This window comes from Rhodococcus sp. P-2 (genome assembly GCF_016598535.1).
Taxonomy (GTDB): Bacteria; Actinomycetota; Actinomycetes; order Mycobacteriales; family Mycobacteriaceae; genus Rhodococcus_F; species Rhodococcus_F baikonurensis.
Genome location: NZ_CP066779.1, coordinates 2,063,532 through 2,089,282, shown reverse-complemented (window position 1 = coordinate 2,089,282; position 25,751 = coordinate 2,063,532). Strand labels below are relative to the sequence as shown.

Here is a 25,751-nt window from a genome sequence, read left to right as displayed (position 1 = left end):
GCTTTCACTGGTGGGAGCGGGTGGTGTGGAACGGGTGCATATCGAGTTCGCGCTTCACGCTCGCACGTGTCGTACGCAGCGATGATTCGAAGGTGGCGAGCCGCCGTCGACTGTCCATGAAGTTGGCGCCCATGACGGCAAGATCGTCGTCGGTGGCATCGATTCGCAAGACCCTGGTGCCCGCAGCGCGCACCAGATCGATCTCACGATCGAGGCCTTCGGACATGGAGTGGCGCAGGGCGCCGCGTTCGATGCGGGCGGCACCCCGTGCGGGCTTCAGGGTTCGAGATGCCATGGGCGCCAGTACAACCAGCTCGTCCAGCGCGAGAGGGAGCAGGAGGTCAACCGAAGCGGTGGATGCGGCGCCGCCGTCGATGTACCTGACGCCGCCGATGGTGACGGGTGGGAACCAGCCGGGAATCGCCCACGACGCTCGAAGCGCTTCACCGACGGTCGCTTTCGGGGCCCCCTGCGCTCCGAATGCGACCCGTCGCCCCGTTTTGTAGTCCATGGATACCATGTGCGCACACGGATGTGGGAGCCACGCATCGCCAGGGGCAAGAGATTCGGCGAGCGTGGTGAGCCAGGACGGGTCACCGCCGCCCACCGGTGCCATGCCGCTCATCCGGCTCAGAAAGGGAAGATCGCGACGCGCCACCAGTCGCGGATTGCCGATCCCCAAGCGCGGTAGCGGTGGGACTTTCCCGGGTGCCGACGCTATGTGGGCGAGGAGTTCGGGACGGGCGGCGGGGTCTCCGAGTTGCATGGCTACCAGCTCGTCGACGCCGACTCCGCTGCCGAGCATCGTCACGAACTCGGCTCCGGCCGACGTTCCGATGATGGCTGTGGCTTCCCTGGGATCCCAGTCGAGTGCATCCCGAACCGAGGCGAGGGCAGCAACGGTCCAGGCGAAGCCGAGAGTGCCGCCGCATCCGATTGCCAAGCCGCGTTTCGGCGCGCTGTTTCGTCCGGACCCGGGTGCGGTGGTGCCGGTCACTTCTGAAGTCATATTTCGGAGACTATCAGTATCTGAATAACGTGGGTACCCCAAATTTGCCTATCCGAAGTGCGCGTGCGGCGAAACTTCGGTATTCGGCTACCGTTGGAATCTCGATACTCAGAACCATGAGGAGGTTCCGATGGCGCGATTGACCAGGCAGGAAGCGCAGGCGTTGACCCGCGAGACCTTGTTGGCTACGGCCGTCGAACATTTTCTCGACCGTGGGTACGCTGCCGCATCGCTCGATCAGATCGCCGAGGATGCCGGCTATTCCAAGGGTGCGGTGTACTCGAACTTCAAGAACAAAGACGAGTTGTGCGCCGAAGTGCTCGGCCGCATCCGGTTGACCAAGGTCGGTGAGATCACCTCACAACTCGGAGCGAACTCGACGCTCGACGACGCGGTGGCAGAGTTCGCGAGGTGGGCCGAGCGGACCATCGGGGACAAGAGATGGACGTTGCTCGAAGTCGAGTTCTCGGTGCGGTCGCGGCACAGCGAAGAGATCCGCGAGAAGATCGCGACAGGCGCCGATCAGGTGCGCGGATTGATCGGCGGAGTGGTGCAACATCTTGCCGAGTCCAACGGTGTGACGCCGGCACTGGATCCCAACGCGGCGGCACTGCGCATACTCAGCGTCGGAATCGGTTTGGGGCTACAGCGTGCGATCAGTCCCGAACTTCCTGTTGACCCACTGGTGGATACGTTGCGGGAGATTTTGCTGGGTGGGTGAGTAGAACGCGCAGCATCCCGCCGATCTCGGCGACGGCGGCGCGCGAACCGGCGCTCGGTCCCAGAACGTTGACGAAGCCGTGGATGAATCCGGGATAGCGTCGATCCGTCACGTGAACACCGTTGTCGCGCAATCGAGCTGCGTAGGCTTCGCCTTCGTCTCGGAGTGGATCGAATCCCGCCGTGATCACGATGGCCGGCGGCAGTCCGGCCACATCGGGGGCGCGTAGCGGCGACACCATCGGATCGAGTCGATCGGCATCGGTGCCGAGGAAACTGGACTCGTAGAAGTTCATGTTGGCCTCGGTCAGGAAGAAGCCTTCGCCGAACGTCGTTCTCGACGGCGCCTTCTCGTGAAAGTCGGTGGCGGGGTAGATCAACAGCTGCGCTGCCGGTGAGGTCTTGCCGTCGTCGCGGGCACGCAGCGCCACCGTTGCCGACAGGTGCCCACCCGCGCTGTCGCCGCCGACAGCGATGCGCCTCGGGTCTGCGCCGAACTCGTCGACGCGTTCGACGATGTCGAGGTATGCGGCATAGGCGTCGTGTACTGGTGTGGGGAAAGCGAATTCGGGTGAGAGCCGGTAGTCGACCGAGATGACCCGTGCGCCGGAGGTCTCGGCCAACAGGCGGCACGGAGCATCGTGGGATTCGATGCTGCCCTGTACCCAGCCGCCGCCGTGGAAGTAGACGAGCAGAGCGCCGGTGTCGGCGGTCGGAACGTAGAGCCGGGCGCGAAGCGGGCCGTCGGCGCCCGAAACGGAAATCTCTTCGGTGTGGACCGGAGCGGGTCGGCCACCCATCATGATCGCCGTTCGGGTGAGATTGGTGCGAGCAGCGGCGAGTGACCGGGGATCGGTTGAATGCGAGGGCAGCGGCCGCGTCTTCGCGAGCGTGAGCAGCAGGTGTGCGTCGGCGTCGAGCGTGTTGCCCTCGATGATGACGGGTGGTCCGGTGATTCGACGTTTCACCGCGCTGGGCAGCGCGAATGCGGCTGCCACCAAGGATGCTTCGGCGCGATCTCGAATGCTGCGGCTGCTGGCCTGCTTCACGGATTCCGACACGTGGCGCAGACTACCAAGCATGACTACTGCGGCACTGTCGATCACGCAGATCGAGAACACACATCTGGTTCGGTGCGGTCACGCCAATTGGGTACTGGTCGAAGAGGGGGCCGATCTGACGTTGATCGACGGCGGATACCCGGCCAACGGTGCCGACGTCGAACGCTCGATCGAGCAGATCGGTCACCAGCTCGGGGATGTGCGGGCAATCCTGGTCACTCACGCGCATGTCGATCACATCGGCGGAATCGCGGACATCGTGACCAGGCTCGAGGTTCCGGTTCTGATGGATCCGTTGGAAGTGCCTCATGCGAAGCGGGAGTATCTGCAACAGTTGTCGCCGGCCGGAGTTCCGTTGCTGTTGTGGCGGCGAGGTGCTCCGAAGTGGCTTCGCGACGTGATCGGAGTCGGCGCGTTGAAAGGTGCGGAACTGCCTCAGGCACAGGCCTTTGCGTCCGGTGGTGCTCTGGATGTTCCCGGACGGATCGTGCCGATTCCCACCCACGGGCATACCGACGGCCACAGCGCTTACCTTGTTCCTGACGCAGGCGTCATCGCGTCGGGTGACGCTCTGGTGACCGGACACGCGACGTCGAGCGTCGCCGGACCACAATTTCTTGTGTGCCCCTTCAATCATGACCGTGAAGCGACCGACGAGGCGTTGGACAACATCGCCGCGGCACCTGCCGGTGCGCTGTTTCCCGGACACGGGCCGGTCTACGAGGGCAGCATGGCTGTCGCAGTCGAACAGGCCCGAGCGGGCCGGACAAGGATGCGTCCATGAGTACCGTCGAAACGGTCGACGAAGGTGCGGTGCACGGTTTCCTGCATCGGCCTTCTTCTGCGCCGATCGCCTCGCTTGCACTGACTCACGGCGCGGGAAGTAACTGCGACACTGTGCTGTTGCGCGCTGTTGCCGACGGCTTTGCAGAGGCGGGAGTGCAAGTCCTGCGATTCGATCTCGCGTTTCGGGTGCGTCGAGCTTCGGGGCCGCCACACCCGTCGCGTGCTGCGGAGGATCGCGCGGGCATTGCCGAGGTGATTGCCGCTGTTCGCAAGGACGACTCGGTGCCTGGACCCGTTCTGCTCGGCGGACATTCGTACGGTGGGCGGCAGGCGTCGATGCTGGCGTCGGAGAATCCAGGACTTGTCGACGGCCTGGTGCTGTTGTCCTATCCGCTGCATCCTCCGAAGAAGCCCGAGAAGCTCAGAACCGAACACCTGCCCGACCTGAACACGCCGACCGTTGTCGTCCACGGATCGAAGGACGAGTTCGCGACGACTGAGGAGATGCGGGCAGCGCTCGACCTGATTCCCGCAGTGACGGCTCTGGTGGAGTTCGAGGGAGCTCGGCACGACCTGTCCGTGGTGAAGTTTCCGGTGGTTGAACAGACAGTCGCCGCAGCAACAGAACTGTTTACGCTCGGACGTTGACTCGCCGGTTGCCCGTGTCGGTGGTTCCTGGTGAGATCGAACCATGAGTGCCCAGCAGTATCAGCCAAGTGCCCTGTCCGACGTCACGGTGAGCATCGACGGCGACGACACAGTCGTCAGCTTTCCTCGGGTGCTGCCGTATCCCGTCGAGAAGGTGTGGGAGGCGATCACCGATCCGGAGATGTTGGCGCAGTGGACGCCGTACACCGCCGATCGGAATCTGAGCCGTACGGGCGACGCCGTGATCACCATGCTCACCGAGGACGGGGCTCCCGAGATGTCGCTGCCCGTCACCGTTCACGTCGTGGAGACCGCCCGGCGGCTCGAACACGAGTGGGGCCCGGACGAATTGGTGTGGGACCTGACCTCGGTCGAGGGCGGTACCCGCGTCGTACTGACGCAGAGGTCGCGGGCTGAGGGGATGGCATCGGCGCTCGCGGCGGGGTGGCATTTGTGCTTCGACGTACTCGATGCCCTTCTGGCAGGCGAGCCCTTCGGTCCGGTCGTGGGTGAACGGGCGCGCGAGTACGGTTGGGACGCGCTCAACTCGGGCTATGCGCGACGCTTGGGTATCGACGAATCTCAGGTCTGGTAGCTGCTCAGAGTTCTCGAGCGGCGGCCTCTCAACGGCAGGCTACCGAGCGGAGAGCTTTCTGGTGGAAGCTCGCACGATCAGTTCGACGGGCAGTTTGACGGATTCGACGTTCCTGCCGGCGATCAGTGCGAGCAGGTGTTCGAGCCCGGTCGCGCCGATCTTGTGGGCGGGGGACCTCACCGTCGTCAGTGGCACCGGGAGTTGGGAGACAACGGGAATGTCGTTGTAGCCGACCAGGGCAAGATCGTCGGGAATGCTCAACCCGAGATCACGGGCCACGCCGAGTACGCCGATCGCGATGGTGTCGCTCACCGTGAAGACGGCGTCAGGGCGCGTGTTCCCGCTGAGCAGTGTGGCCGCCGCATCGACACCCCCTTGAACTTCGAACTCGGACGCCACTATTCGGTTCGGTGGCAGTTCCAGACCGGCTTCGGTCAGGGCGTCGCGGAAACCCGCGACGCGTTCCCGCGACGTGCTGGCGTGATCCGGCCCCGCGATCACTCCGAGGTCGCGATAGCCGCAGTCCAGCAGATGCTTCCCCGCGAGGTAGCCGCCGAGGCGGTCGTCGCCGCTGACAAAGGGAAGGCTGCTGTTCGGCGACGACGTCGCCGGGTCGATGTGCCGGTTCAGCAGCAGGATCGGCAGTGAGCGCAGGGGGAGCGAGTCGACGAAATCTGTACCCGGAAGGTGGATGCTGCTCAGCATGAGACCGTCGACCTGGCGGCTGACGAGGAACTCGACCGCTTTGCGCTGCGCGTCCAGATCGTCGGGTGGGCTGGAAAGCAGGACGGAGTACCCGGCTGCGGTGGCGGCTTCCTCGATGCCTTGGAACATGGTGGCCACAACGACGTCTGTCAGCCTCGGCATCACGACGCCGATGGTGGTGGTCTTGCGGGTACGCAGGCTGGCCGCCCACAGGTTCGGTTGGTACCCGAGCTCCTCGGCGACCTGACGAACTCGGAGTGCGGAGTCGGACCAACCGTCGGCGGGCTCGGGCTGACGGAGTACCCGCGACGCCGTCGAGATGTGGACCCCGGCCTGGTCGGCGATTTCGCGCAGCGTCGGCGGACGGCCGTTGCTGCGGTTCGACGGATCGGGCGTCATCTGCGTCGGGGCTCCTGGTGTGCGTCGGGGATTGACGGGTGTGCAACCGGGCTCTACTCTAGGCGATGCAAACGATTGCGCAATCGTTCTCGCAAAGGATTGCGCCCGAGAACACTGGAGGCCCCGTGACCACGCCGCAGTCCCTGTCCGAGCTTTTTGCCATCGACACCCTGCTGGACGCCGAAGAGATCGCGATCCGCGACACGGTCCGCAAGATGGTCGACGATCGCATTCGCCCGCACGTAGGCGAATGGTTCGAAGCGGCAGCACTGCCGGCTCGTGAGCTGGCCAAGGAACTGGGCGCGCTCGGCGTACTGGGCATGCACCTCGAGGGCTACGGCTGTGCCGGGATGAGCGCCACGGCGTACGGGTTGGCCTGCCAGGAACTGGAAGCTGTCGATTCGGGCATTCGCAGCCTCGTCTCGGTCCAGGGTTCGCTCGCCATGTTCGCGATCCACCACAACGGAAGTGAAGAGCAGAAGGAAGAATGGCTCCCGCGGATGGCGGCCGGTGAAGCCATCGGTTGCTTCGGTCTCACGGAACCCGATTTCGGATCCAACCCCGGCGGCATGCGAACCAACGCCAAGCGCGACGGCGACGACTGGGTCCTCAACGGCACCAAGATGTGGATCACCAACGGGTCCATCGCGGACGTCGCCGTGGTCTGGGCGCGAACAGACGACGGCGTACGCGGATTTGTCGTTCCCACCGACACTCCGGGCTTCTCCGCCCCCGAGATCAAGAACAAGATGTCGCTCCGGGCGTCGGTCACCTCGGAGCTGGTGCTCGAAGACGTGCGTCTTCCTGCCTCGGCGATGCTGCCCAAGGCTCGCGGACTGTCCGGCCCGCTCGGCTGCCTCAACGAGGCGCGCTTCGGCATCATTTTCGGGGCAATGGGTGCAGCACGTGACTGCCTCGAGACCGCGATCTCGTATGCACGTGATCGCAAGGTCTTCGACAAGTCGCTCGCCGCGTATCAGATCACCCAGGCCAAGATCGCCGACATGGCAGTCGAATTGGGCAAGGGGCAGCTGCTCGCCATCCACCTCGGACGCCTCAAGGACGCCGGGACGGTTCGCCCCGAGCAGGTCAGCACCGGCAAGCTCAACAATGTCCGCGAGGCCATCAAGATCGCCCGCGAATGCCGAACCATTCTGGGCGCCAACGGCATCACGCTCGAGTACCCCGTGATTCGGCACGCCAACAACCTCGAATCCGTTCTCACCTACGAGGGCACCTCCGAGGTTCACCAGCTCGTGATCGGTCGCGCTCTCACCGGTGAAGAAGCGTTCCGGTGACGGTAGACGCTGTCGGAGCGCTCGACGGGCTGGTGATCGCTGATTTCGGCCGCGTCCTCGCCGGCCCGTACGCCACGATGATTCTCGCCGACCTCGGTGCCGAGGTCGTCAAGATCGAGCGGCCGGGGGTCGGCGACGACACTCGCAGCTGGGGCCCGCCGTGGGTGGGGGACGAGTCGAGCTACTTCCTGTCGGTGAACCGCAACAAGAAGTCGGTCACTCTGGACCTGCGCGAGCGCGAGGATCTGGAGAGTGCACGCGAGCTGGTTCGCAGTGCGGACGTCGTGGTGCAGAACTTCCTGCCGGGAACGATGGACCGTCTGGGTCTGGGCTACGACGCTGTCCGAGAAATGAATCCGCGTGCGGTCTACTGCTCGATCAGCGGCTTCGGTGGCAACAACTCTCTGCCGGGTTACGACCTCTTGATTCAGGCGGTCGGCGGATTGATGAGTATCACCGGACCCGATTCCAAGACTCCGACCAAGGTCGGAGTCGCAGTGGTCGACGTCATCACCGGCTTGCATGCCAGCGTGGGAATCCTTGCAGCGCTGCGCCATCGCGATCGAACGGGCGAAGGGCAGCACGTCGAGGTCAACCTGTTGTCCTCGTTGCTGTCCGCACTTGCCAACCAGTCGTCCGGCTACGTGGCCGCGGGCGTGGTGCCCCAGGCAATGGGCAACCGGCATCCGAGCATCGCACCATACGAGGTGTTCGACACCGCGGACCGTCCGCTGGTCCTCGCTGTCGGTAACGATCGGCAATTCGGTTCGTTGACAGAGGTTCTCGGAGTTTCCGAACTTGCCGCTGATGCGCGTTTCGCGTCCAACAGCGACCGGGTTGCGCATCGAGAAGAACTGTTCGACGCTGTCACTGCTGCGTTGGCCAAGGGCACTGCAGACTCGTGGTTCGAGGCACTGACCGAGCGCGGTGTCCCGTGTGGTCCTCTCAACGACATCGCCGACGCGATAGCGCTGGCAGAACGGCTGAATCTCGATCCGGTGGTATCCATCGACGATCCGCGTCGAGAGGCACCGACTCGGCAGGTAGCCAATCCGATTCGGATGAGCGGCACGCCGGCAACCTATCGGTCCGCCCCACCGCGGTTGGGTGAGGACAGCGTTCCCACTCCGTCCGGAGTCGGTTGACACACGTAGATCGGCCACCGGAATGCCGGTGGCCGATCTACGTGTGTGGCTGACTCAGCTGACCTTCAGGACCAGCTTTCCGGTGTTCGCGCCGGCGAAGAGAAGATTGAGGCTGTCACCGAACGCGTCGATACCGCCGTCGACGACGTGCTCGCGAGCAGTCAATTCGCCACTCTTGATCCACTTTCCGATCTGCTCCTGCGCTTCTGCGTAGCGATCGAGGTAGTCGAAGACCACGAAGCCGGCCATCGTGGCGCGGTTGACGAGAAGTGACAGGTAGTGCGCGGGGCCTGGCTGAGGTTCGGTGGCGTTGTAGCCCGCGATGGCGCCGCAGATGACCACCCGAGCGCCGAGACGCAGACGGGAGAGAGCGGCGTCGAGAATTTCTCCGCCGACGTTGTCGAAGTACACGTCGATACCGTCGGGAGCATTGGACTTGAGCGCCTTGTAGACCGATTCGTTCTTGTAGTCGATGGCGACGTCGAAGCCGAGGTCCTCGGTGAGCCACGCGCACTTTTCCGGACCGCCGGCGATACCGATGACCTTGCATCCGTGGATCTTTGCGATCTGGCCGACGAGACTGCCGACCGCACCCGCGGCGCCGGACACGACTACGATGTCACCGTCTTTCAGCTTTCCGACGTCGAGCAATCCGAAATATGCAGTGACGCCGGGGAATCCGAGAGCTCCGAGCCACGTCGGCAGGGGAGCGATGGATTCGTCGACCCGAGTGACATCTGTGCCGTCGGACACTCCGTACTCGGAGGCGCCGAACGATCCGGCCACGATGTCCCCGACCTGGTAATCGGGGTGCTGTGATTCGGTGATGCGTCCGACGCCGTGGGCGCGCATGACGGAACCGAGTTTGACCGGCGGAACGTACGACTTGACGTCGTTGAGCCAACCGCGCATCGCGGGGTCCAGGGAGAGATATTCGACCTTGACGACAAACTCGCCCGGTCCGGCGGACGGGATCTCGGCATCGACGTATTCCCAGGTGGAAGCGTCGGGAAGTCCTGTCGGGCGGGCGGCGAGGCGTACTTGGCGGTTGGTCATCTCTCCCCTTCGGCGAAACGAATTGAACTTGAGGCCGGATTCAATATAGGTGATGGATCACGAACTGGGAAGAGTTGGATGAACCGATTGACGACTATGTATGTTCGATCGATGAGCAATGTGGTCGAAGACGCGCCTGGTTGGTTCACTCGGGCGCTGGAAGCGCCGGTCGAGTCGGGGTCGGTGGAGGTCGAGGGCGCTTCAGTGCGCTTTCGGGCGTGGGGGTCGGTGGGGCCGGGGATCGTGTTGATTCACGGCGGCGCAGCCCACAGTCGCTGGTGGGATCACATCGCACCGCAGTTCGCCGAGGGGCGCCGCGTTGTCGCTCTCGACTTGACTGGACACGGGGACAGTGACACTCGCGACGCCTATGCGATGTCCCAGTGGGCTCGCGAGGTGCTGGCGGCGGCCGAGGCCGGGGGAATCGACGGCAAGCCGATTCTGGTGGGGCACAGTATGGGTGGGATTGTTTCTTTCGTGGCCTCGCATCTGCACGGCGAACTGTTGGACGGGGTTGTCATCATCGATTCTCCGCTCAAGGCGCGTACGCCCGAAGAGGAGGCGGCTCGACGCCAGAATGCATTCGGCCCCAAGAAGGTTTATCCCACCAGGGAAGACGCGATGGGTCGATTCCGCTTCGTTCCGCCGCAGGATTCGGGACTGCCGGCGGTGCGTGACCATGTGGCAGCTACGTCGATGGAGGAAGTCGAGGGCGGTTGGTCGTGGAAGTTCGATCCGAACTTCTTTCTCCGAGTGGGTGCCGAAGATGTACTCGACAGTGAACCACGTTGCCGCGTAGCCTATTTCCGAGCCGAGAACGGTATCGTGTCCGATCGACTCATGGAGCATATGCGCGGATTGTTCGGACCGGAGGCCATCGTGGCGGAGATACCGGAAGCCGGCCATCACGTCATGATCGATCAGCCGTTGCAACTCGTGACCGGGGTGCGAACTGTGTTGAGTGCGTGGTCCGTTGCAAGGCGAGTGCCGGTAAATCAAGCGGTAGGTAACGTTGAGGAAAGGGTAGAAGCATGAGCACGGAATTGACGCTCGAACCGAAAGTCGAAGCTGCACTGAAGTTGTGGCACACCATGATCGACACCGGTGATCTGTCGGCGCTGCCTACCATCGTCGCGCCCGACGCGCAGTTCCGATCGCCCACGGGATTCAAGCCGTACCAGTCCGCGGACGCCGTTGTGCTCATTCTCAATACGGTGATCCAGGTGTTCGAGAACTTCGAGTACCACCGACAGTTCGCCGGAGCCAACGGGCGGCAGGTCGTGCTCGAATTCAGCGCGAACATCGGAGACAAGAGCCTCAAGGGGATCGACATGGTCGAATTCGACGAGGACGGCAAGATCGTCGATTTCGAGGTCATGGTGCGTCCGGCCAGCGGGCTCGCCGCATTGGCTGCCGAGATGGGCCGCAGGCTCGGGCAGACGCTACCGAACTACAAGGCCTGACCTGATTCCGGCGCGGGCCGGGTCTGCCTGCTCAACTCGTGCTGAATCCGCCGTTGGAGTGAAGAAGTTGTCCTGTTATCCAGCCTCCGGCGTCGGACATCAGAAATCGAACGAGGTCTGCAGTGTCGCCGGGTGTACCCAGCCGGCCGGCAGGGGTGTGGAGGGTTGTGGCCTGTTTGATCTCCGGTGTCATCCATCCTGTGTCGATCGGTCCTGGGTTGATGACGTTTGCCCTTACGCCGCGTGATCCCAGTTCGACTGCGGCGGCGATGACGATGCGGTCGAGAGCGCCCTTGCTGGCGCCGTACGGAAGATTATGGGCCGCATGGTCGCTGGTGAGTGCGATGATCCGCCCGGTCACTTGACTGACGTCGCGCTGCTCCGGAAGGTGTTCGGCGAACGCTTTGATCAGAAGCCAGGAGGCGCGGGCATTGACGGCGAAATGCCGTTCCCAGCTCTCGATGGTCGTATCGAGGATCGAGCTGTCGACGCTTTCGCAATGCGAGAGCACCAGTCCACGAAGGTCATTTCGCGATGCGGCAGCGTCAACGAGCTGACCGGCCACTTCCGGGGAGGCCAGATCTCCGGGAACCAGGTCGACACGGCTCCCGAGTGCGCGACACTTCTCGGCAATGTCCTGTGGATCGTGCGCTCCGCGGACGAACCCGACGCGTTCGTCATATGGCGCCCAGTAGCCGATCGTCAGATCCCAACCATCTTCGGCGAGACCCACTGCGAGGCTTGCTCCGATCGACTTGCTCCGGCCGACGCCGGTGATCAACACGGTCCCGCGCTTGTCAGACACTGCTCGCCTCCAGAGACTTTCTGTAACTGTCGCGGGACTTCCTGCAACTGACGCGCACAGCTCGAGCGGTCAACCGCGGGTGGGGTCATTTCAGTTGGAAGGACCGTTGGAAGGACCACTGTATCGGGCGAGCGTGTGCCGTCGGCCCCTCGACCTGGCACGTGTCTTGACACGGCGCTGGTCACAGCGTTTGACTGAGAGACAAGCTCGAGTTGATTCACCCGACTGTGTCCCGGGAGGTTGACCTATGCGCGGCAAGGGGATTGCAGGCAGGGATTTCTCAGGTCACGGCTGTCGACGCGGGGCACAGTTGCCTCGGGGGACCCTCACGGTACTGGCTTTGGTTGGGGTGTGCGTACTTTCGTTTGGCACCACTCGGATGGCCGGCGCTCAACCGGTCACAGAGACGGTCGATACCGGGTTCGTGATCCCCTTTGCCGGGGCGCCGGGCTACGAGAGCGTCGCGCCCACACAGATGACCAGTCCGGATCAGCTCAACCAGCCGCTGGGGCAGCAGGTGGCGGACGGGATTGCCGCGCAGATCGGACTCGACAGTTCCGACGCTTTGACCGACGAGCAGTATCGCGATCTCATCACCGGCGGTGGGGTCGGTGGCAATCGCGAGGATGCCGAGGTGATCGACGAATGCGCTCGGATTCTCACCAATACGAACGGGCGGCCCCTCTATTCGGGCACTACGTCGTCGGTTCTGGCCAGTTACGGGTTGTATGTGAATCCCGACGGATTGCTGGAGAGTCCGGCCAACGCGGATGCGCCGACGCGACAGGTGAATACGCTGATCGCCCCTGGTGGTTTCGTGGGCACCTGGTTACGCAACAACGGTGCGACGCATACTCTGATTGCGCTCTATCGGTCGGCATACACGGTGCAAGCGGTCTACGGATTTGCAGCGCAACAGATCTCGGGACAGGCGCAGCTGGTGACCAACACCAAAGGCGATGTGAGTTCGGAGGTCGGCATGTCGATGGCGCCGCCGCTCTGGATAGTGAACTTCGCATTGCTCTACATCTTGAAGCCGTCACTGGCAGCGGCGATGCCTGCACACTGGGCTCCCATTCCGTCGGCCGTTGCCGACGCGGTGAAGGCGAGCCCCACCGGCCAGATCGCGTTCGCTGACTACGCGTCCTACTTCGAGTGATCGGCCTGCCTGACAGCGCTGACGAACTTCTCGATCAAAGCGTGGTCCTTGATGCCGCGAGACGATTCGACGCCGCTGGAGACGTCGACGCCCCAGGCGCCGGTGGCGTCCAGTGCGTCGCGCACATTGTCCGGGGACAGGCCGCCTGCCAGGATCCACTGGCCGTGGGGACGCGATTGCTGTTGGGCCCAGTTCCACGGCACCCCGGATCCGGCGTCGGCGCCGTCGATCAAGAGTTCATCCTCACCGAGGTCGAGGTTGTAGCCGTCGCGGACCTTGCTGGAGACGACAGCGCGGATGACGGTGAGTCCGGCGTCGTGCAGTCTCTGCACTTGCTCGGCGTCGACAAGATCGTGAACCTGTACGGTACGTAGCCCGGTGATCTGGGCGATCTCGAGGATCTGATCGATCGGGTTGCCGAGAAAGACTCCGATTGCCCGGATGTGATCGGGAATTCGGGCGATCAGTTCGACGGCGAGCGCGGGGTCGACTTTGCGGACGCTGTCGGCGAAGACGAAACCGACGGCGTCGACGCCCAGGCCCACCGTGAGATCGACCGTGTCAACGTCGCGCAGGCCACAGACCTTGATGAATGTCACCTGATACAGAGTACTAGCGTCGTCGTCTAGCCTCGTGCGTGCGACATTTCTACGCGCGAGAGGCTTGACGTGGACTGGCTCTACCGAATCAGTTTGATCTCGGGACCGCTGCCGGTGATCCTGACTGTCCTTGGGGTCCTGGGTGGTGTGTGGCTGCTCGGTTCGAGCGTGCGCTGGTACTACCGCAGAGCGGTGCCGATCGCGGGGCTGATCGCACTGGTGATCATGATCGCCGTGTGGATCACCGTCGAAAAGGTGATCGTGCCGTTTCCTGACCCCATCGAGATGTCGATCTACGTGTGGATCGGTCTCGGTATCTACGCGCTGCTACTTCTCGGGCCGCGAATCAAGGCGGGCGGAACGATCGCGAAGGCGGTGTTGTCCGTCGTTGCGACCGTTCTGGTCATCGTTACCGCCGCGACGCAGATCAATCTGGTCTTCGCGGCCTACCCGACTGTGGGAATTGCGTTCGGACACGACGATTTCGACCGCATTTCACTCAGCGAAGTTCCGGGTCCGACGGATCCTGTCGTCACCGGCGATCCTACGGACACTGTGTGGAAAGCGCCGGAAGGCATGCCGATTCGCGGACGCGTCACGACTTTGCCTGTCCCCGGAACGATTTCGGGATTCTCCGCACGCGATGCCCAGGTGTATCTGCCGCCGTCGTACTTCACCAATCCGCGTCCGCTGCTTCCCGTGCTCGTGCTCATGGCAGGTCAGCCCGGCAAGCCCGAGGACTGGCTTCAGGGCGGAAAGCTCACCGCGACAATGGATGCTTTCGCCCGGGATCACGAGGGGTTGGCTCCGGTCGTAGTCATCGCCGACGGAACAGGATCGCAGATGGCCAATCCGCTGTGCACCGACTCGTCGCAGGGCAAGGTCGGCACGTATCTGGCAAAGGACTTGCCCGCTGCGGTGGCGAATGCGTTCCAGATCGACACGAACCCGAGGGCGTGGGCCATCGGCGGGCTCTCTTACGGCGGTACCTGCTCACTGCAGATGGCCACCAACTACCCCGACGTGTATCCGACCTTCCTCGATCTTTCCGGTCAGGTGGAGCCCTCACTCGGTGACCGACAGCGAACCGTCGACGAGATATTCGGGGGTGACGAAGCGGCATTCGTGAAGGTGAATCCGATGGACCTGCTGGCGACCCGGAAGTTCCCGAACTCGGGCGGAGTGTTCGTCGTCGGAACAGATGACAACGAGTTCAAGCCCGGTCAGCAAAAGGTGTACGAAGCGGCCAAAGCGGCCGGAATGGACGCCAGGTATCTCGAGCTTCCCGGTGGTCACAGCTTTTCGGTGTGGTCGGCCGGCGTCGAGCAGGAGTTGGCGTGGATCTCACAGCGGATGGGACTGATCAGCTGAATCCTGTTCCGGTTTTGGAACGTGTTCTATATTCGGTGTGTGGCTGCCGTTCGGCAGTCTCTCGATCGTTCACCGACTGGAGTTCAGGCACATGTACGAATGGTCCGACACCGACCTGATGTTCCGCGACGCCTTGCGCGGCTTTATCGACAAAGAGGTGCGACCTCACGTCGACGAGCTCGAAAGTGGTGCGCTGCCGCCGTTCGACATCATTCGTAAGCTGTACTCGACCTTCGGTCTGGCCGACATGGCACGCGAGGGCCTCGAGAAGTCGTTGGCACGCGAGCGCGGCGATGCGCCCTCCGGTGACGGTGAGAAGTCGAGCGCCTTCAGCGGCGCAGGCAGCATGGGCGTCGTGCTCAACAGCGAGTTGGCCGGAGTCAGTCTCGGCCTCGTCGCGTCGTTGGGCGTCAGCCTCGGATTGGCCGCTGGAACGATCCGCAGTCGCGGCACACTCGCGCAGAAGGAACGCTGGCTCCCCGGCCTGGTGACATTCGAAACCGTCGGCGCGTGGGCGATCACCGAACCGGACTCCGGCTCGGATGCCTTCGGCGGCATGAAGTCCTACGTACGCCGCGACGGCGACGACTACATTCTCAACGGCAACAAGACCTTCATCACCAACGGTCCGTATGCCGACGTGATGATCGTCTACGCAAAGCTCGACGAGGGCGACGCGTCGGTTGATCGTCGTGACCGCAAGGTGCTCGCCTTCATTCTCGACAAGGGCATGGAGGGGCTCACGCAGAGCCCGCCGTTCAAGAAGATGGGAATGAACTCCTCACCCACCGGTGAATTGTTCTTCGACAACGTCCGCATCACCAAGGATCGTCTGCTCGGCGAGACCGAGGACAGCGGAAAGTCGGACGGAAAGTCCAGCGCCAAGGAGAGTTTTGCCGCCGAGCGCATCGGCATCGCGTCCCTGTCTCTCGGCATCATCAACGAATGCCACCGCCTGAGTATCGAATACGCGAAGTCCCGCAAACTGTGGGGACGTGAGATCGGGCAGTTCCAGCTGATCCAGCTCAAGCTGGCCGAGATGGAGGTCGCTCGAATCAACGTGCAGAACATGGTCTTCAACGCGATCGAACGTACCGCGGCCGGAGACAAGGTGAGCCTGGCGGAGGCATCGGCGATGAAGCTGTACTCCTCGCGCGCAGCGACCGAGGTCGCGATGGAAGCCGTGCAACTGTTCGGAGGAAATGGTTACATGGCCGAGTACCGAGTGGAGCAGTTGGCGCGTGATGCCAAGTCGCTCATGATCTATGCGGGCAGCAACGAAATTCAGGTCACCCATATCGCCAAGGGGCTTCTGGGCTGAAACCCGGGACGTCGCCGCGTGACGTCCGACCGCAGCAGGAACCAGATAGTCTTGCTGCGGTCGGCGACACCGCGCCGACGGATCGGAGTCGGTAATGAATGCGTCAGACCCCACCGCGTCAGATCCCACCGCGTCGGATCCCACTGCGCAGGGTCAGACTGCGCCGGATCCCACAAATGTTCATCCGATGGCCGGGCAACCGCGAGTGGTGTTGCTGAAGCCGTTGATCGACAACCCGTTGATCGAGGTAGGGGAGTACACCTACTACGACGATCCGGAGTTCGCCGAAGAGTTCGAGACTCGAAACGTGTTGCATCACTACGGTCCCGACAAACTGGTGATCGGCAAGTTCTGCGCCCTCGCCACTGGTGTCACCTTCATCATGAACGGCGCGAACCATCGTATGAACGGTGTCTCCACCTACCCGTTCCCGATCATGGGCGGCGATTGGGCCAGGCACATGGACCTGGTGCAGGATCTGCCGTCTCGGGGTGACACCGTCGTCGGGAACGACGTGTGGTTCGGTGGGAACGTGACAGTCATGCCCGGCGTCCGGATCGGGCATGGGGCGATCGTGTCCACTGGCGCAGTCGTCACGCGCGACGTCCCGGACTACGCCATCGTCGGCGGCAACCCGGCCACGGAGATCAAGCGCCGCTTCAGTGCTGAAGACATCGAGAAGCTGGTGCGAATTGCATGGTGGGACTGGCCGATCGAGAAGATCACCCGCCACGTCCGGGTGATCTCGGACGGGAGTGTCGCGGAACTCGAAGCGGTCGAGTGATCTCCTCGCCCGCTAGTTCGTTCGTGTGAGCGAGTAGTTCCGGACGTGAAGCAGAGTGGCGGCGACAAGACCGACAGCAAGACCCGTGGCAGTGAACGTGATCAGGTTCGGTTCGAGGTCGAAGTGGATGATCGCCGATTCGGGGTAGGGGTTCTGCGGGTCACGAGGTTCGGGAAGGACCACCGAATAGAAGGTGGGCGGCCAGATTCGTCCGACGACGGCGACCGTGAGTCCGTAGGCTGTGCCGAAAGCTGAAAGTGCAAGCGGAAGAGTAAATTTTCTACCGCGTGCGTCACGGGCCAGCCGCCATCCCGTCGCGTTCAGTGTTGCCGAGACGGCAATGGCGACAGCGGTTCCGACTATCAGGAACCACGTAGTTGCGGGGAACCAATGTGGTGCGTCGGAGTAGCTGTATCCCTCGATCACCCACATGTATCCGGTCTTGCCGTCCTCCATCGGCGGCGGTGGAGGGGGTTGGATTCCGACATGTTCTGTTCGCGTGGATGGCGTGGCGAATCTCCAGGCGAGCACTCCGAGGACGCTCAGGAGCAATCCGGTCGCGATGAAAACTGCGAAGAGTGGTTCTGCAACGCGGTCGCGAAGCGTCGTGAATCGCATTCGAAGATCGTCTCATCTCAGCCCGAGATCGAGAGTCTTTGTCGGTGGCTTCCATTAGCGTGTGCGCATGACTCTCACACTCGGCATGATCACCTTCGACAGTCTCGATCCCGGTCCCCTCGCAACGTGGTGGGCAGCGCAATTGGGCGGAAACATCGTCGAGGAAAACGACGGTTGGTTCTACATCGTCTCGGTCCCTGACAGCGCCACCAACTTCGCTTTCCAGAAGGTCCCGGACCCCACCGCCGGCAAGAACCGTATCCATCTCGATCTGGGGAGTCCGGATCTCGACGCCGAGGTGGAGCGCCTCGTCGAGGCCGGGGCAACTGAGCACCACCGCGAGAACATGGACGGTTTCCGCTGGGTGACGCTCCTCGATCCTGACGGGAATCAGTTCTGCGTGTCCGGTCCGCATGCCTGAGCCGACCGGTCCTGTGCCCACCTGATTCGCGCCCACTGATTTCGCAGACAGTGATTCGGGCATGATGAGGGGCATGACTTCTCAGACTTCTCGGACCGGGGCGGCTTCTCTGACCGGGGCCGACGCAGACGGCCTGTGCAGCTTCGTCGATTCGTCACCGTCGCCGTTCCATGTGTGCGCGACGGTGGCGACCGAGCTGACGGCCGGCGGGTTCGTCGAAGTCCACGAAACGCAGTCGTGGCCCGCCGAGCCCGGACGGTACTTTCTCGTGCGCGGTGGTTCGCTGATCGCCTGGAGCACCGAGGGCCTGGGAAAAACAGTGGGAAACACCGCTCCGTTCCGGATCGTCGGAGGCCACACCGACAGCCCGAATCTGCGGGTCAAACAGCACCCAGACCTCACTTCGGCGGGGTGGCAGATGGTGGGTCTCGAACCGTACGGCGGTGCGTGGCTGAACTCCTGGCTCGACCGCGATCTCGGTATCTCCGGCCGAGTGAGTGTTCGGGTGGGAAACACTGTGGAGCAGAAGCTGGTTCGCATCGACGACCCGATTCTTCGTGTTCCGCAGCTGGCTATCCACCTGTCCGAAGATCGCAAGGGCGTGACGCTGGATCCGCAGCGGCATGTCAACGGAATCTGGGGAGTGGGTTCGAAACCCAAGTCGTTCATCGGTTTTGTCGCCGAGCGTGCGGACGTGGCCGCGTCGTCGGTTCTCGGCTGGGAATTGATGACACACGACCTTGCACCCAGCGCAGTGGTGGGGGTGGACAAGGAATTGGTCAGCGCCCCCAGGCTCGACAATCAGGGCACGTGTTATGCAGGGACACAAGCACTTCTGGCCGCGACCGATTCGCCGGGAGAGCAGATTCCGGTGCTTGCGCTCTTCGATCACGAAGAGGTCGGCAGCATGTCCGATCGCGGAGCTTTCTCGGACCTGCTGAACACCGTTCTCGAGCGGATCGTGTTGGGGCGCGGTGGTGGCCGCGAAGAATTCCTGCAGGCGATGGCAGGCTCGGTGTGCGCGTCTGGCGACATGGCGCACGCGACGCACCCCAACTACCCGGACCGCCACGAGCCCGCCCATCGGATCGAGATCAACGGTGGGCCGGTACTCAAGGTCAACCAGAACCTGCGATACGCCACCGATGCTGCCGGTGCAGGCGAATTCGCGCTTGCCTGCGACCAGGCGGGGGTGCCGATGCAGCGCTACGTCCACCGCGCCGATCTGCCGTGCGGCTCAACCATCGGACCCATCACGGCATCGCGCACCGGGCTGTCCACCGTCGACGTCGGCGCGCCTCAACTCGCGATGCACTCGGCCCGCGAGCTGATGGGCGCGGCAGACGTCCGCATGTATGCCGACGCGCTCGGTGCCTTCCTCACGCCTCGAAGTTAGAGGTCGCGTAGTCAAAGTGCTGAGAGCCCGGCGGGTGCGGCCGGGAGACCCTCGAAGAAGTCGGCGCTCGGTGTGAAGAACATCGAGCCCGTCACGGCCGTCGAGAAGTCGAGTAGTCGGTCGTAGTTGCCGCGAGGGTTGCCGAGAAACATGTTCTCGAGCATCCGTTCCGTGATCGCAGGCGTGCGGCAGTAGCCGATGAAAAAGGTGCCGATCTCGTCGTCACCGAGGCGCCCGTACGGCATGTTGGCGCGCAGGATCTCGAGAGCCTTGCCGTTCTCGTCCTTGATCGCGTTGAGCGCGACGTGCGAGTTGGCCGGCTTCACGTCGGACGTCATCTCGATGTCCTCGAGCTTGCTGCGCCCGATCACACGCTCCTGCTCGTCGACGGTGATTGCTTCCCAGTCCCGCATCTTGTGGATGTAGCGCTGGATATGGACGTAGCTGCCGCCGGTGAACGCAGGATCCTCGTCGCCGACCGTCACTGCGGCGACGGCATCGCGGCCGACCGGATTCTCGGTGCCGTCGACGAAGCCGATGAGGTCGCGGTTCTCGAAGTACTGGAAGCCGTGAACCTCGTCGACCACCGTGGCCGCGCCGTGCAGTCGCTTCGTGATCTGCCGAGCCACCTCGAAACACGCGTCCATGCTCATCGCGCGGATGTGGAAGAGCAGATCACCGGGAGTCGACGGCGCCGAGTGAACATCACCCTGCAAAGCGGTGAACGGGTGCAGCAGCGCAGGGCGCGGACCGGCGAACAGTCGATCCCAAGCCAGGGAACCGATGCTCGTCACGACGTCCAGACCTGATCCGGGGACACGCAGCCCCACGGCCCGTTGCAGTCCCGCGACATCGGCGAGCAGTCCTCGTGTGGTGTTCTCGCCACCCGGATTCACGGTCGCGACCAGGAAAATTGCAGCCGGAGTGAGGGGAGTGGTCACCGACTGGGACTGTGCCGTGAGGTCGGACTGACGAACATCCTGGGGCATGCGAGACCTTTCGAGGAAAACAATGAACCGGCCTGACCTTAAGAAAACCGACCGGATTACCCAAACCGGGGCGGGTGTGACCGGCGATACTTCGCAGGCCCGGCCGTGTCGCGGGTGCTGCCGTCTGCGGAAGTCGTCGGCCCACACCGATAGACTGTCCCCCGGCACGTTCTTTCGTTGGGCACATTCGTGGTGTCCCGCTCCGCGCCGGCTTGCCTCTTGACTCCCGTAGGGAAGGGACCACTCTCCAGTGTCTGCTCACCAGGTCGATACCGTCACGCACGCATCGGCTGATCCCGATGCCGCTCAGCCGTTCAAGGAGCTCGGTCTCAAGGACGACGAATACGCACGCATCAAGGAGATCCTGGGCCGCCGTCCCACGGACGCCGAACTGGCGATGTATTCGGTGATGTGGAGCGAGCACTGCTCGTACAAGTCCTCGAAGGTCCACCTCGGATACTTCGGCAAGACCACCACCGACGAGATGCGCGCCAACATGCTGGCCGGAATCGGCGAGAACGCCGGCGTCGTCGACATCGGTGACGGCTGGGCAGTCACGTTCAAGGTCGAGAGCCACAACCACCCGTCGTACGTCGAGCCCTACCAGGGTGCGGCAACCGGTGTCGGCGGCATCGTCCGCGACATCATGGCCATGGGTGCTCGTCCGATCGCCGTCATGGATCAGCTTCGGTTCGGTGCTGCTGACGCCCCCGATACCCGTCGCGTCGTCGACGGTGTCGTGCGCGGTGTCGGTGGATACGGAAACTCCCTCGGCCTGCCGAACATCGGCGGCGAGACGGTCTTCGACGAGTCCTATGCCGGTAACCCGCTGGTCAACGCACTGGCAGCCGGCGTCATGCGCGTCGAGGATCTGCATCTGGCCTTCGCTTCGGGTGCAGGCAACAAGATCATCCTGTTCGGCGCACGCACCGGTCTCGACGGCATCGGCGGCGTCTCGGTCCTCGCGTCGGCAACCTTCGACGACGAGGGTGGAGACACCGGCGGACGTAAGAAGCTGCCCGCGGTTCAGGTCGGCGACCCGTTCACCGAGAAGGTGCTCATCGAGTGCTGTCTCGACCTTTACAAGGCCGGCCTCGTCGTCGGTATCCAGGACCTCGGCGGCGCCGGACTGTCCTGCGCCACCTCCGAGTTGGCTGCAGCCGGTGACGGCGGCATGCACATCAACCTCGAGAAGGTTCCGATGCGCGCCACCGGCATGACCCCCGCCGAGGTGCTCTCGAGCGAATCGCAGGAGCGCATGTGCGCCGTGGTCACGCCCGAGAACGTCGATGCGTTCATGGAGGTCTGCAAGAAGTGGGACGTCCTGGCCACCGACATCGGCGAGGTCACCGACGGTGAGCACCTCACCATCTCCTGGCACGGCGAGACCGTCGTCGACGTTCCCCCGCGCACCGTCGCTCACGAAGGCCCGGTCTATCACCGTCCCGTCGAGCGCCCGGCAACCCAGGACGCGTTGATCGAGAACACGACCGCCGGACTGAAGCGTCCCGAAACCGACGCCGAGCTCGAAGCGACCCTGTTGAAGATGATCGCCTCGCCTGCCCTGTGCAGCCGCAAGTGGATCACCGAGCAGTACGACCGCTACGTCCGCGGTAACACCGTTCTGGCCGAGAACGCCGACGGCGGTGTCATCCGCATCGACGAGAAGACCGGACGCGGAATCGCACTGTCCACCGACGCTTCGGGCCGCTACACCGCTCTCGACCCGTACACCGGTGCGCAGCTCGCGTTGGCCGAGGCTTTCCGCAACGTGGCAGTCACGGGCGCAACGCCCAAGGCCGTCTCCAATTGCCTGAACTTCGGTTCGCCCGAGGACCCGGGTGTCATGTGGCAGTTCCAGCAGGCTGTTCGCGGCCTCGCCGACGGTTGCGCCACCCTCGGCATCCCCGTCACCGGCGGCAACGTCAGCTTCTACAACCAGACCGGATCCACGGCCATCTTGCCGACGCCGGTGGTTGCCGTCCTCGGTGTGATCGACGACGTTCACCGCCGTATTCCGACGGGCCTCGGACTCGAGCCCGGCGAGACGCTGATCCTGCTCGGCGATACCCACGACGAGTTCGACGGTTCCATCTGGTCGCAGGTCGAGCACGGTCATCTCGGTGGCGTGCCGCCGAAGGTCGACCTCGCTCGTGAGCAGCTGCTTGCGGACATCCTGCTCGCCTCCTCGCGTGACGGACTGGTCACCGCAGCTCACGACCTCTCCGAGGGTGGACTGGCCCAGGCTGTCGTCGAAGCTGCGCTGGCCGGCGAAACCGGTTGCCGCATCCTGATTCCCGAGGGTGCCGATCCGTTCGTGACCCTGTTCTCGGAATCGTCCGGACGCGTCCTCGTGGCAGTGCCGCGCACCGAGGAGACCCGCTTCACCGGTATGTGCACCGCTCGCGGCTTGCCGTGGACGCGTATCGGGGTCGTCGACGAGGGCAGCGACTCCGTCGAGGTCCAGGGACACTTCTCCGTCACGATGGCCAAGCTCCGTGAGGCCTTCGAGGGAACGCTGCCCGCACTGTTCGGGTGATAGATGGTCGATTCCGGAGAACTGACTACTTCTGACAGCCAGCCGCAGGAACACCACCTGCGGCTGGCTGTTCCCGCATCTCTCGAGAAGTTCGACAACCGCTTCACCGAGTGGGCGTGGGGGCTCCTCAAACTCGACTTCACCGGCATCGCGTTTGCCGCGTTCTTCTTCTGCTGGTCGTTGACTCCTTCGCTGTTACCGCGAGATTGGCTGTTCCAAGGTCTGATCGGCGGCATCAACTCGGCCATCGGTTACGGCGTCGGTACCGCGATCGGTTGGGCTGTCGAGCGATACCTGCTCAGCGGTCGACGGTGGTGGCCCCTGCCCGAGCCGGTGCCTTCCGCGATCAAGGTCTTCGTTCCGGTCGCATCCATCGTCGCGGCGATCATCATGCTGGTCTACGCGGCCGGGTGGCAACGCGAAATCGCGGCGCTGACCGATGCCGAAGGTACGACCACCTCGGGCTACATCCGAACCCTCGGACTGAGCCTGCTCGTCGGCGGCCTGCTCATCTCGATCTGGCGGGTCCTTCACGATCTGGTGAAACTGATTGCCCGACAGTTGATGCGGCGGTTCCACTGGTCGCGGTCGGTCGCCAATGGTGTCGGCGTCCTGGTTGTCACTGTTCTGTTCTTCATGCTGGTCGACGGCGTCCTCGTCCGTGGAATCTACGCCGCGACCAACTCGATCTTCAGTCTGCAGAACTCGACCACTCGCGACGGCGTCGTGGAACCGCAGGATCCGATGAAATCGGGTAGCCCCGAATCTGCGGCTGCCTGGGACACATTGGGGTTCGAGGGGCGCAACTTCGTCTCGCGTGGACTGGATGCCCAGGAACTCGAGGCGGCAACCGGTAAGCCTGCGATGGATCCGATTCGCGTCTATGCCGGACTCGAAAGTGCCGAAGATCCCGAAGAACGCATGGATCTGGTCATCAAAGAACTGGAGAGGACCGGCGCCTTCCAGCGCAAGGTTCTCGTGGTCATTCCGACGACAGGTACGGGGTGGGTCAATCCCACTGCGGCACAGGCAATCGAGCTTGTACATGGCGGCGACACTGCTCTTGTCGCCAGCCAGTACTCGTACCTGCCGAGTTGGATCTCGTTCCTCGCCGACCAGGAGAAGGCGCAAGCTGCCGGTCGCCTGTTGATCGAGCGGGTACACGAAAGATGGCTCCAGGAACCGGAAGCCACCAGACCGAAGTTCATGGTCTACGGCGAGAGCCTCGGCGTCATGGCCGGCGCCGGAGCCTTCGACACCCTGCAAGCGGCGCGCGATACCGCCGACGGAATTCTGTGGGTAGGTCCACCGAACGCGACGCAGTTGTGGCGTTCGATCGAGAAGAGGCGCGATCCAGGCACTCCCGAAGTGGCGCCCGTGTACGCGGACGGTCTGGCCGGAGTCCGGTTCGCGGATCGCTCCGAAGACATTCCGGCCGACGGGATGACGTGGCCGCAGCCGCGGGTTCTGTTTGTCCAGCACCCTTCCGATCCGGTGGTGTGGTGGTCGCCCGACCTCATGTTCAACCGGCCCGAGTGGCTCAAGGAAGTACCGGGATTCGACCGCTCACCGTCGATGAAGTGGTTCCCGGTCGTGACGTTCTGGCAGGTGTCCGCCGACCTCGGTAACGCCGCGGGAGTTCCGGACGGTCACGGTCACAATTACGGAACTTCCGTTCTGGACGCCTGGATCAGCGTTGCCCAGCCCGAGGGATGGACGGCCGCAGAAACCGAGCGGGTTCGGTCGGCATTGGTCGTCGCCGTGAAATCCGAGGGCCCCGAGAAGTGAGGGGAGTCGCTTCGATCGGGCTTTCCGCCGCCGCGATCACCTGGAGCAACGTCGTGCTTCCGGCATTCGGTCTTTCGCCCCGCGCTCGCGCAGTGGTCAACACCGCGGCGGGTCTGTCCGCCATCGGGGTCTTACTCGCACGTGGTTACACCCGTGAGGAACTCGGTCTGGCGCACACCGGGATTCGTGGTGGTGCTCAGTTCGGCGGAGCCGCGGCCGGGGCGGTCCTCACCGGCTACAGCGTCGCTTTGGTTGTTCCCTCCTTGCGTGCGACTCTCGCTGCCGACGAGCGAGCCGACGGCCGCGAAGACTTCCTCGAATGGATCATCCTGCACATCCCGTTCGGCACGGTCCTTTCCGAGGAACTGTTGTTCCGTAGCGCGATGTCCGCAGTCTGGAACCGCGAACTGAACAGACCGACCGCGCAGGCTGTTCACGCACTGACTTTCGGGTTGTGGCACGTCGCCCCCGCCCGCGGTGCCGGCGACAACGTTCCCGCTGCAGTGGCATTCACGGGGGCCTCCGCAGTGCTGTTCGAGTGGCTGCATCGCAGAGGCGGCAGCGTGCTTGCCCCCGCCCTGCTGCACCTGGCAACCAATGTCGGTGGCGCACTGGCCGTTCGTATCGCTACTCGCAGACAGGGAGTGAACTGATGCCGCCCCGCCGCGCCGTCGACCCCGCCGAATTTCGTGCCGCCGTCCTGGCAGTCGGCCCGTGGCTTCGAGATCCGGATCTTCCGAAGCCGTCTCGCAGTGAACTCGGCGCCGCAGTGAAGATGAGTGCGCGCACTCTCGAGCAGATCGCCCCCGGATCGAGCGTCGAGGTGCGGGTCCCGCCGTTTGTTGCGGTGCAGTGCATCGAAGGACCGCGGCACACCCGCGGAACTCCACCCAACGTCGTCGAGACGGACGCTCGTACCTGGTTGCAGATGGTCACCGGACTCCTGGAGTTCTCCGAGGCTGCAGGTGACGGACGAGTCGACGCGTCAGGTAGCCGCGCCCCAGAAATAGCGCACTGGCTCCCACTGCTCCGGTTGGCGCAGTAAACAGAGACCACCCGGTTCGCTTCAGGGTGAT

General features: G+C 63.6%; 26 protein-coding genes. 18 read left to right on the top strand and 8 right to left on the bottom strand.

Annotated elements, in window-relative coordinates:
- Nucleotides 1–4 precede the first annotated feature (4 nt).
- Nucleotides 5–1,009 (bottom strand): patatin-like phospholipase family protein, encoded by a 1,005-nt coding sequence (locus I7X09_RS09870; RefSeq protein ID WP_200316570.1) that lies wholly within the window; start codon nt 1,007–1,009, stop codon nt 5–7.
- Nucleotides 1,010–1,139: 130 nt separating this feature from the next.
- Between I7X09_RS09870 and I7X09_RS09865 the strand changes: the two genes are divergently transcribed.
- Nucleotides 1,140–1,730, top strand: a complete 591-nt coding sequence (locus I7X09_RS09865) for a TetR/AcrR family transcriptional regulator (RefSeq protein WP_200316569.1) — start codon at nt 1,140–1,142, stop codon at nt 1,728–1,730.
- On the opposite strand, the gene I7X09_RS09860 is transcribed toward I7X09_RS09865, so the two are convergent.
- Nucleotides 1,666–2,790, bottom strand: coding sequence for an alpha/beta hydrolase (locus I7X09_RS09860; protein ID WP_234036868.1), 1,125 nt, complete (start codon nt 2,788–2,790; stop codon nt 1,666–1,668). The two genes, I7X09_RS09865 and I7X09_RS09860, sit on opposite strands and share 65 nt — an antisense overlap.
- A gap of 19 nt (nt 2,791–2,809) precedes the next feature.
- On the opposite strand from I7X09_RS09860, the gene I7X09_RS09855 reads away from it, so the two are divergent.
- From I7X09_RS09855 to I7X09_RS09845, 3 genes are read left to right on the top strand one after another with little or no spacing between them, the layout of a single operon-like run.
- A complete protein-coding gene (locus tag I7X09_RS09855; protein WP_200316566.1) occupies nt 2,810–3,574 on the top strand; it encodes an MBL fold metallo-hydrolase in 765 nt (254 codons plus the stop codon).
- The gene (locus tag I7X09_RS09850) at nt 3,571–4,224 is read left to right on the top strand and encodes an alpha/beta hydrolase family protein (RefSeq protein ID WP_200316565.1); all 654 of its coding nucleotides are present in this window, start codon (nt 3,571–3,573) and stop codon (nt 4,222–4,224) included. The genes I7X09_RS09855 and I7X09_RS09850 overlap by 4 nt, the downstream gene beginning before the upstream one ends.
- Before the next feature lie 43 nt (nt 4,225–4,267).
- Complete coding sequence (locus tag I7X09_RS09845; protein WP_095968652.1) at nt 4,268–4,819, top strand: SRPBCC family protein; 552 nt, start codon at nt 4,268–4,270, stop codon at nt 4,817–4,819.
- Between the two features lie 39 nt (nt 4,820–4,858).
- Here I7X09_RS09845 and I7X09_RS09840 read toward each other — a convergent pair whose 3' ends face one another.
- A complete protein-coding gene (locus I7X09_RS09840; protein WP_095968653.1) occupies nt 4,859–5,923 on the bottom strand; it encodes a LacI family DNA-binding transcriptional regulator in 1,065 nt (354 codons plus the stop codon).
- Nucleotides 5,924–6,048: 125 nt separating this feature from the next.
- On the opposite strand from I7X09_RS09840, the gene I7X09_RS09835 reads away from it, so the two are divergent.
- Nucleotides 6,049–7,221 carry an acyl-CoA dehydrogenase family protein gene (locus I7X09_RS09835; protein WP_124567703.1) on the top strand — a complete coding sequence of 391 codons (1,173 nt, stop codon included), beginning with the start codon at nt 6,049–6,051 and terminating at the stop codon, nt 7,219–7,221.
- A complete protein-coding gene (locus I7X09_RS09830; RefSeq protein ID WP_200316563.1) occupies nt 7,218–8,366 on the top strand; it encodes a CaiB/BaiF CoA transferase family protein in 1,149 nt (382 codons plus the stop codon). The genes I7X09_RS09835 and I7X09_RS09830 overlap by 4 nt, the downstream gene beginning before the upstream one ends.
- Nucleotides 8,367–8,420: 54 nt before the next feature.
- Here I7X09_RS09830 and I7X09_RS09825 read toward each other — a convergent pair whose 3' ends face one another.
- Entirely contained in the window at nt 8,421–9,422 is a 1,002-nt protein-coding gene (locus I7X09_RS09825; protein WP_200316561.1) for an NADP-dependent oxidoreductase, read from the bottom strand.
- Between the two features lie 111 nt (nt 9,423–9,533).
- Between I7X09_RS09825 and I7X09_RS09820 the strand changes: the two genes are divergently transcribed.
- A complete protein-coding gene (locus tag I7X09_RS09820) occupies nt 9,534–10,457 on the top strand; it encodes an alpha/beta fold hydrolase (RefSeq protein WP_200316559.1) in 924 nt (307 codons plus the stop codon).
- A complete protein-coding gene (locus I7X09_RS09815) occupies nt 10,454–10,885 on the top strand; it encodes a nuclear transport factor 2 family protein (RefSeq protein ID WP_095968657.1) in 432 nt (143 codons plus the stop codon). Before I7X09_RS09820 ends, I7X09_RS09815 begins: the two co-directional genes overlap by 4 nt.
- A gap of 31 nt (nt 10,886–10,916) precedes the next feature.
- Here the strand turns inward: I7X09_RS09815 and I7X09_RS09810 are convergent, their stop codons facing one another.
- Complete coding sequence (locus I7X09_RS09810; RefSeq protein WP_200316557.1) at nt 10,917–11,690, bottom strand: SDR family oxidoreductase; 774 nt, start codon at nt 11,688–11,690, stop codon at nt 10,917–10,919.
- A 247-nt stretch (nt 11,691–11,937) separates the two neighbouring features.
- Between I7X09_RS09810 and I7X09_RS09805 the strand changes: the two genes are divergently transcribed.
- Nucleotides 11,938–12,849, top strand: coding sequence for a hypothetical protein (locus tag I7X09_RS09805; RefSeq protein WP_200316555.1), 912 nt, complete (start codon nt 11,938–11,940; stop codon nt 12,847–12,849).
- On the opposite strand, the gene I7X09_RS09800 is transcribed toward I7X09_RS09805, so the two are convergent.
- Nucleotides 12,837–13,448: a phosphoribosylanthranilate isomerase gene (locus I7X09_RS09800; RefSeq protein WP_200316553.1), complete on the bottom strand. Its 612-nt coding sequence runs from the start codon at nt 13,446–13,448 to the stop codon at nt 12,837–12,839. The genes I7X09_RS09805 and I7X09_RS09800 overlap by 13 nt on opposite strands.
- Before the next feature lie 69 nt (nt 13,449–13,517).
- Here I7X09_RS09800 and I7X09_RS09795 point away from each other — a divergent pair, with 69 nt between their 5' ends.
- The 3 genes from I7X09_RS09795 to I7X09_RS09785 all read left to right on the top strand — a co-directional run bounded on the left by I7X09_RS09795 (nt 13,518) and on the right by I7X09_RS09785 (nt 16,924).
- The gene (locus tag I7X09_RS09795) at nt 13,518–14,819 is read left to right on the top strand and encodes an alpha/beta hydrolase (protein WP_124567697.1); all 1,302 of its coding nucleotides are present in this window, start codon (nt 13,518–13,520) and stop codon (nt 14,817–14,819) included.
- A 91-nt stretch (nt 14,820–14,910) separates the two neighbouring features.
- Nucleotides 14,911–16,140 (top strand): acyl-CoA dehydrogenase family protein, encoded by a 1,230-nt coding sequence (locus I7X09_RS09790; RefSeq protein ID WP_007733810.1) that lies wholly within the window; start codon nt 14,911–14,913, stop codon nt 16,138–16,140.
- A gap of 187 nt (nt 16,141–16,327) precedes the next feature.
- Nucleotides 16,328–16,924, top strand: a complete 597-nt coding sequence (locus I7X09_RS09785) for a CatB-related O-acetyltransferase (RefSeq protein ID WP_124567832.1) — start codon at nt 16,328–16,330, stop codon at nt 16,922–16,924.
- Nucleotides 16,925–16,936: 12 nt separating this feature from the next.
- Here the strand turns inward: I7X09_RS09785 and I7X09_RS09780 are convergent, their stop codons facing one another.
- Nucleotides 16,937–17,542, bottom strand: coding sequence for a hypothetical protein (locus I7X09_RS09780; protein ID WP_200316551.1), 606 nt, complete (start codon nt 17,540–17,542; stop codon nt 16,937–16,939).
- Nucleotides 17,543–17,609: 67 nt separating this feature from the next.
- Between I7X09_RS09780 and I7X09_RS09775 the strand changes: the two genes are divergently transcribed.
- On the top strand, nt 17,610–17,963 hold the full coding sequence (locus I7X09_RS09775) for a VOC family protein (protein WP_095968663.1): 354 nt from the start codon (nt 17,610–17,612) through the stop codon (nt 17,961–17,963).
- Between the two features lie 64 nt (nt 17,964–18,027).
- Nucleotides 18,028–19,359, top strand: coding sequence for a M18 family aminopeptidase (locus tag I7X09_RS09770; protein WP_095968873.1), 1,332 nt, complete (start codon nt 18,028–18,030; stop codon nt 19,357–19,359).
- 11 nt (nt 19,360–19,370) lie between these two features.
- Here the strand turns inward: I7X09_RS09770 and I7X09_RS09765 are convergent, their stop codons facing one another.
- Nucleotides 19,371–20,348 (bottom strand): Dyp-type peroxidase, encoded by a 978-nt coding sequence (locus I7X09_RS09765; protein ID WP_095968664.1) that lies wholly within the window; start codon nt 20,346–20,348, stop codon nt 19,371–19,373.
- A gap of 250 nt (nt 20,349–20,598) precedes the next feature.
- On the opposite strand from I7X09_RS09765, the gene purL reads away from it, so the two are divergent.
- Genes purL through I7X09_RS09745 form a run of 4 tightly spaced genes read left to right on the top strand, consistent with a single transcriptional unit; the run spans nt 20,599 to nt 25,720 of the window.
- A complete protein-coding gene (purL, locus tag I7X09_RS09760) occupies nt 20,599–22,887 on the top strand; it encodes a phosphoribosylformylglycinamidine synthase subunit PurL (RefSeq protein ID WP_095968665.1) in 2,289 nt (762 codons plus the stop codon).
- A gap of 3 nt (nt 22,888–22,890) precedes the next feature.
- Nucleotides 22,891–24,675, top strand: coding sequence for an alpha/beta hydrolase (locus I7X09_RS09755; protein WP_095968666.1), 1,785 nt, complete (start codon nt 22,891–22,893; stop codon nt 24,673–24,675).
- Entirely contained in the window at nt 24,672–25,328 is a 657-nt protein-coding gene (locus I7X09_RS09750) for a CPBP family intramembrane glutamic endopeptidase (protein ID WP_095968667.1), read from the top strand. Before I7X09_RS09755 ends, I7X09_RS09750 begins: the two co-directional genes overlap by 4 nt.
- Nucleotides 25,328–25,720, top strand: a complete 393-nt coding sequence (locus I7X09_RS09745; RefSeq protein WP_124567691.1) for a sterol carrier family protein — start codon at nt 25,328–25,330, stop codon at nt 25,718–25,720. Before I7X09_RS09750 ends, I7X09_RS09745 begins: the two co-directional genes overlap by 1 nt.
- The last annotated feature ends 31 nt before the right edge of the window (nt 25,721–25,751 follow it).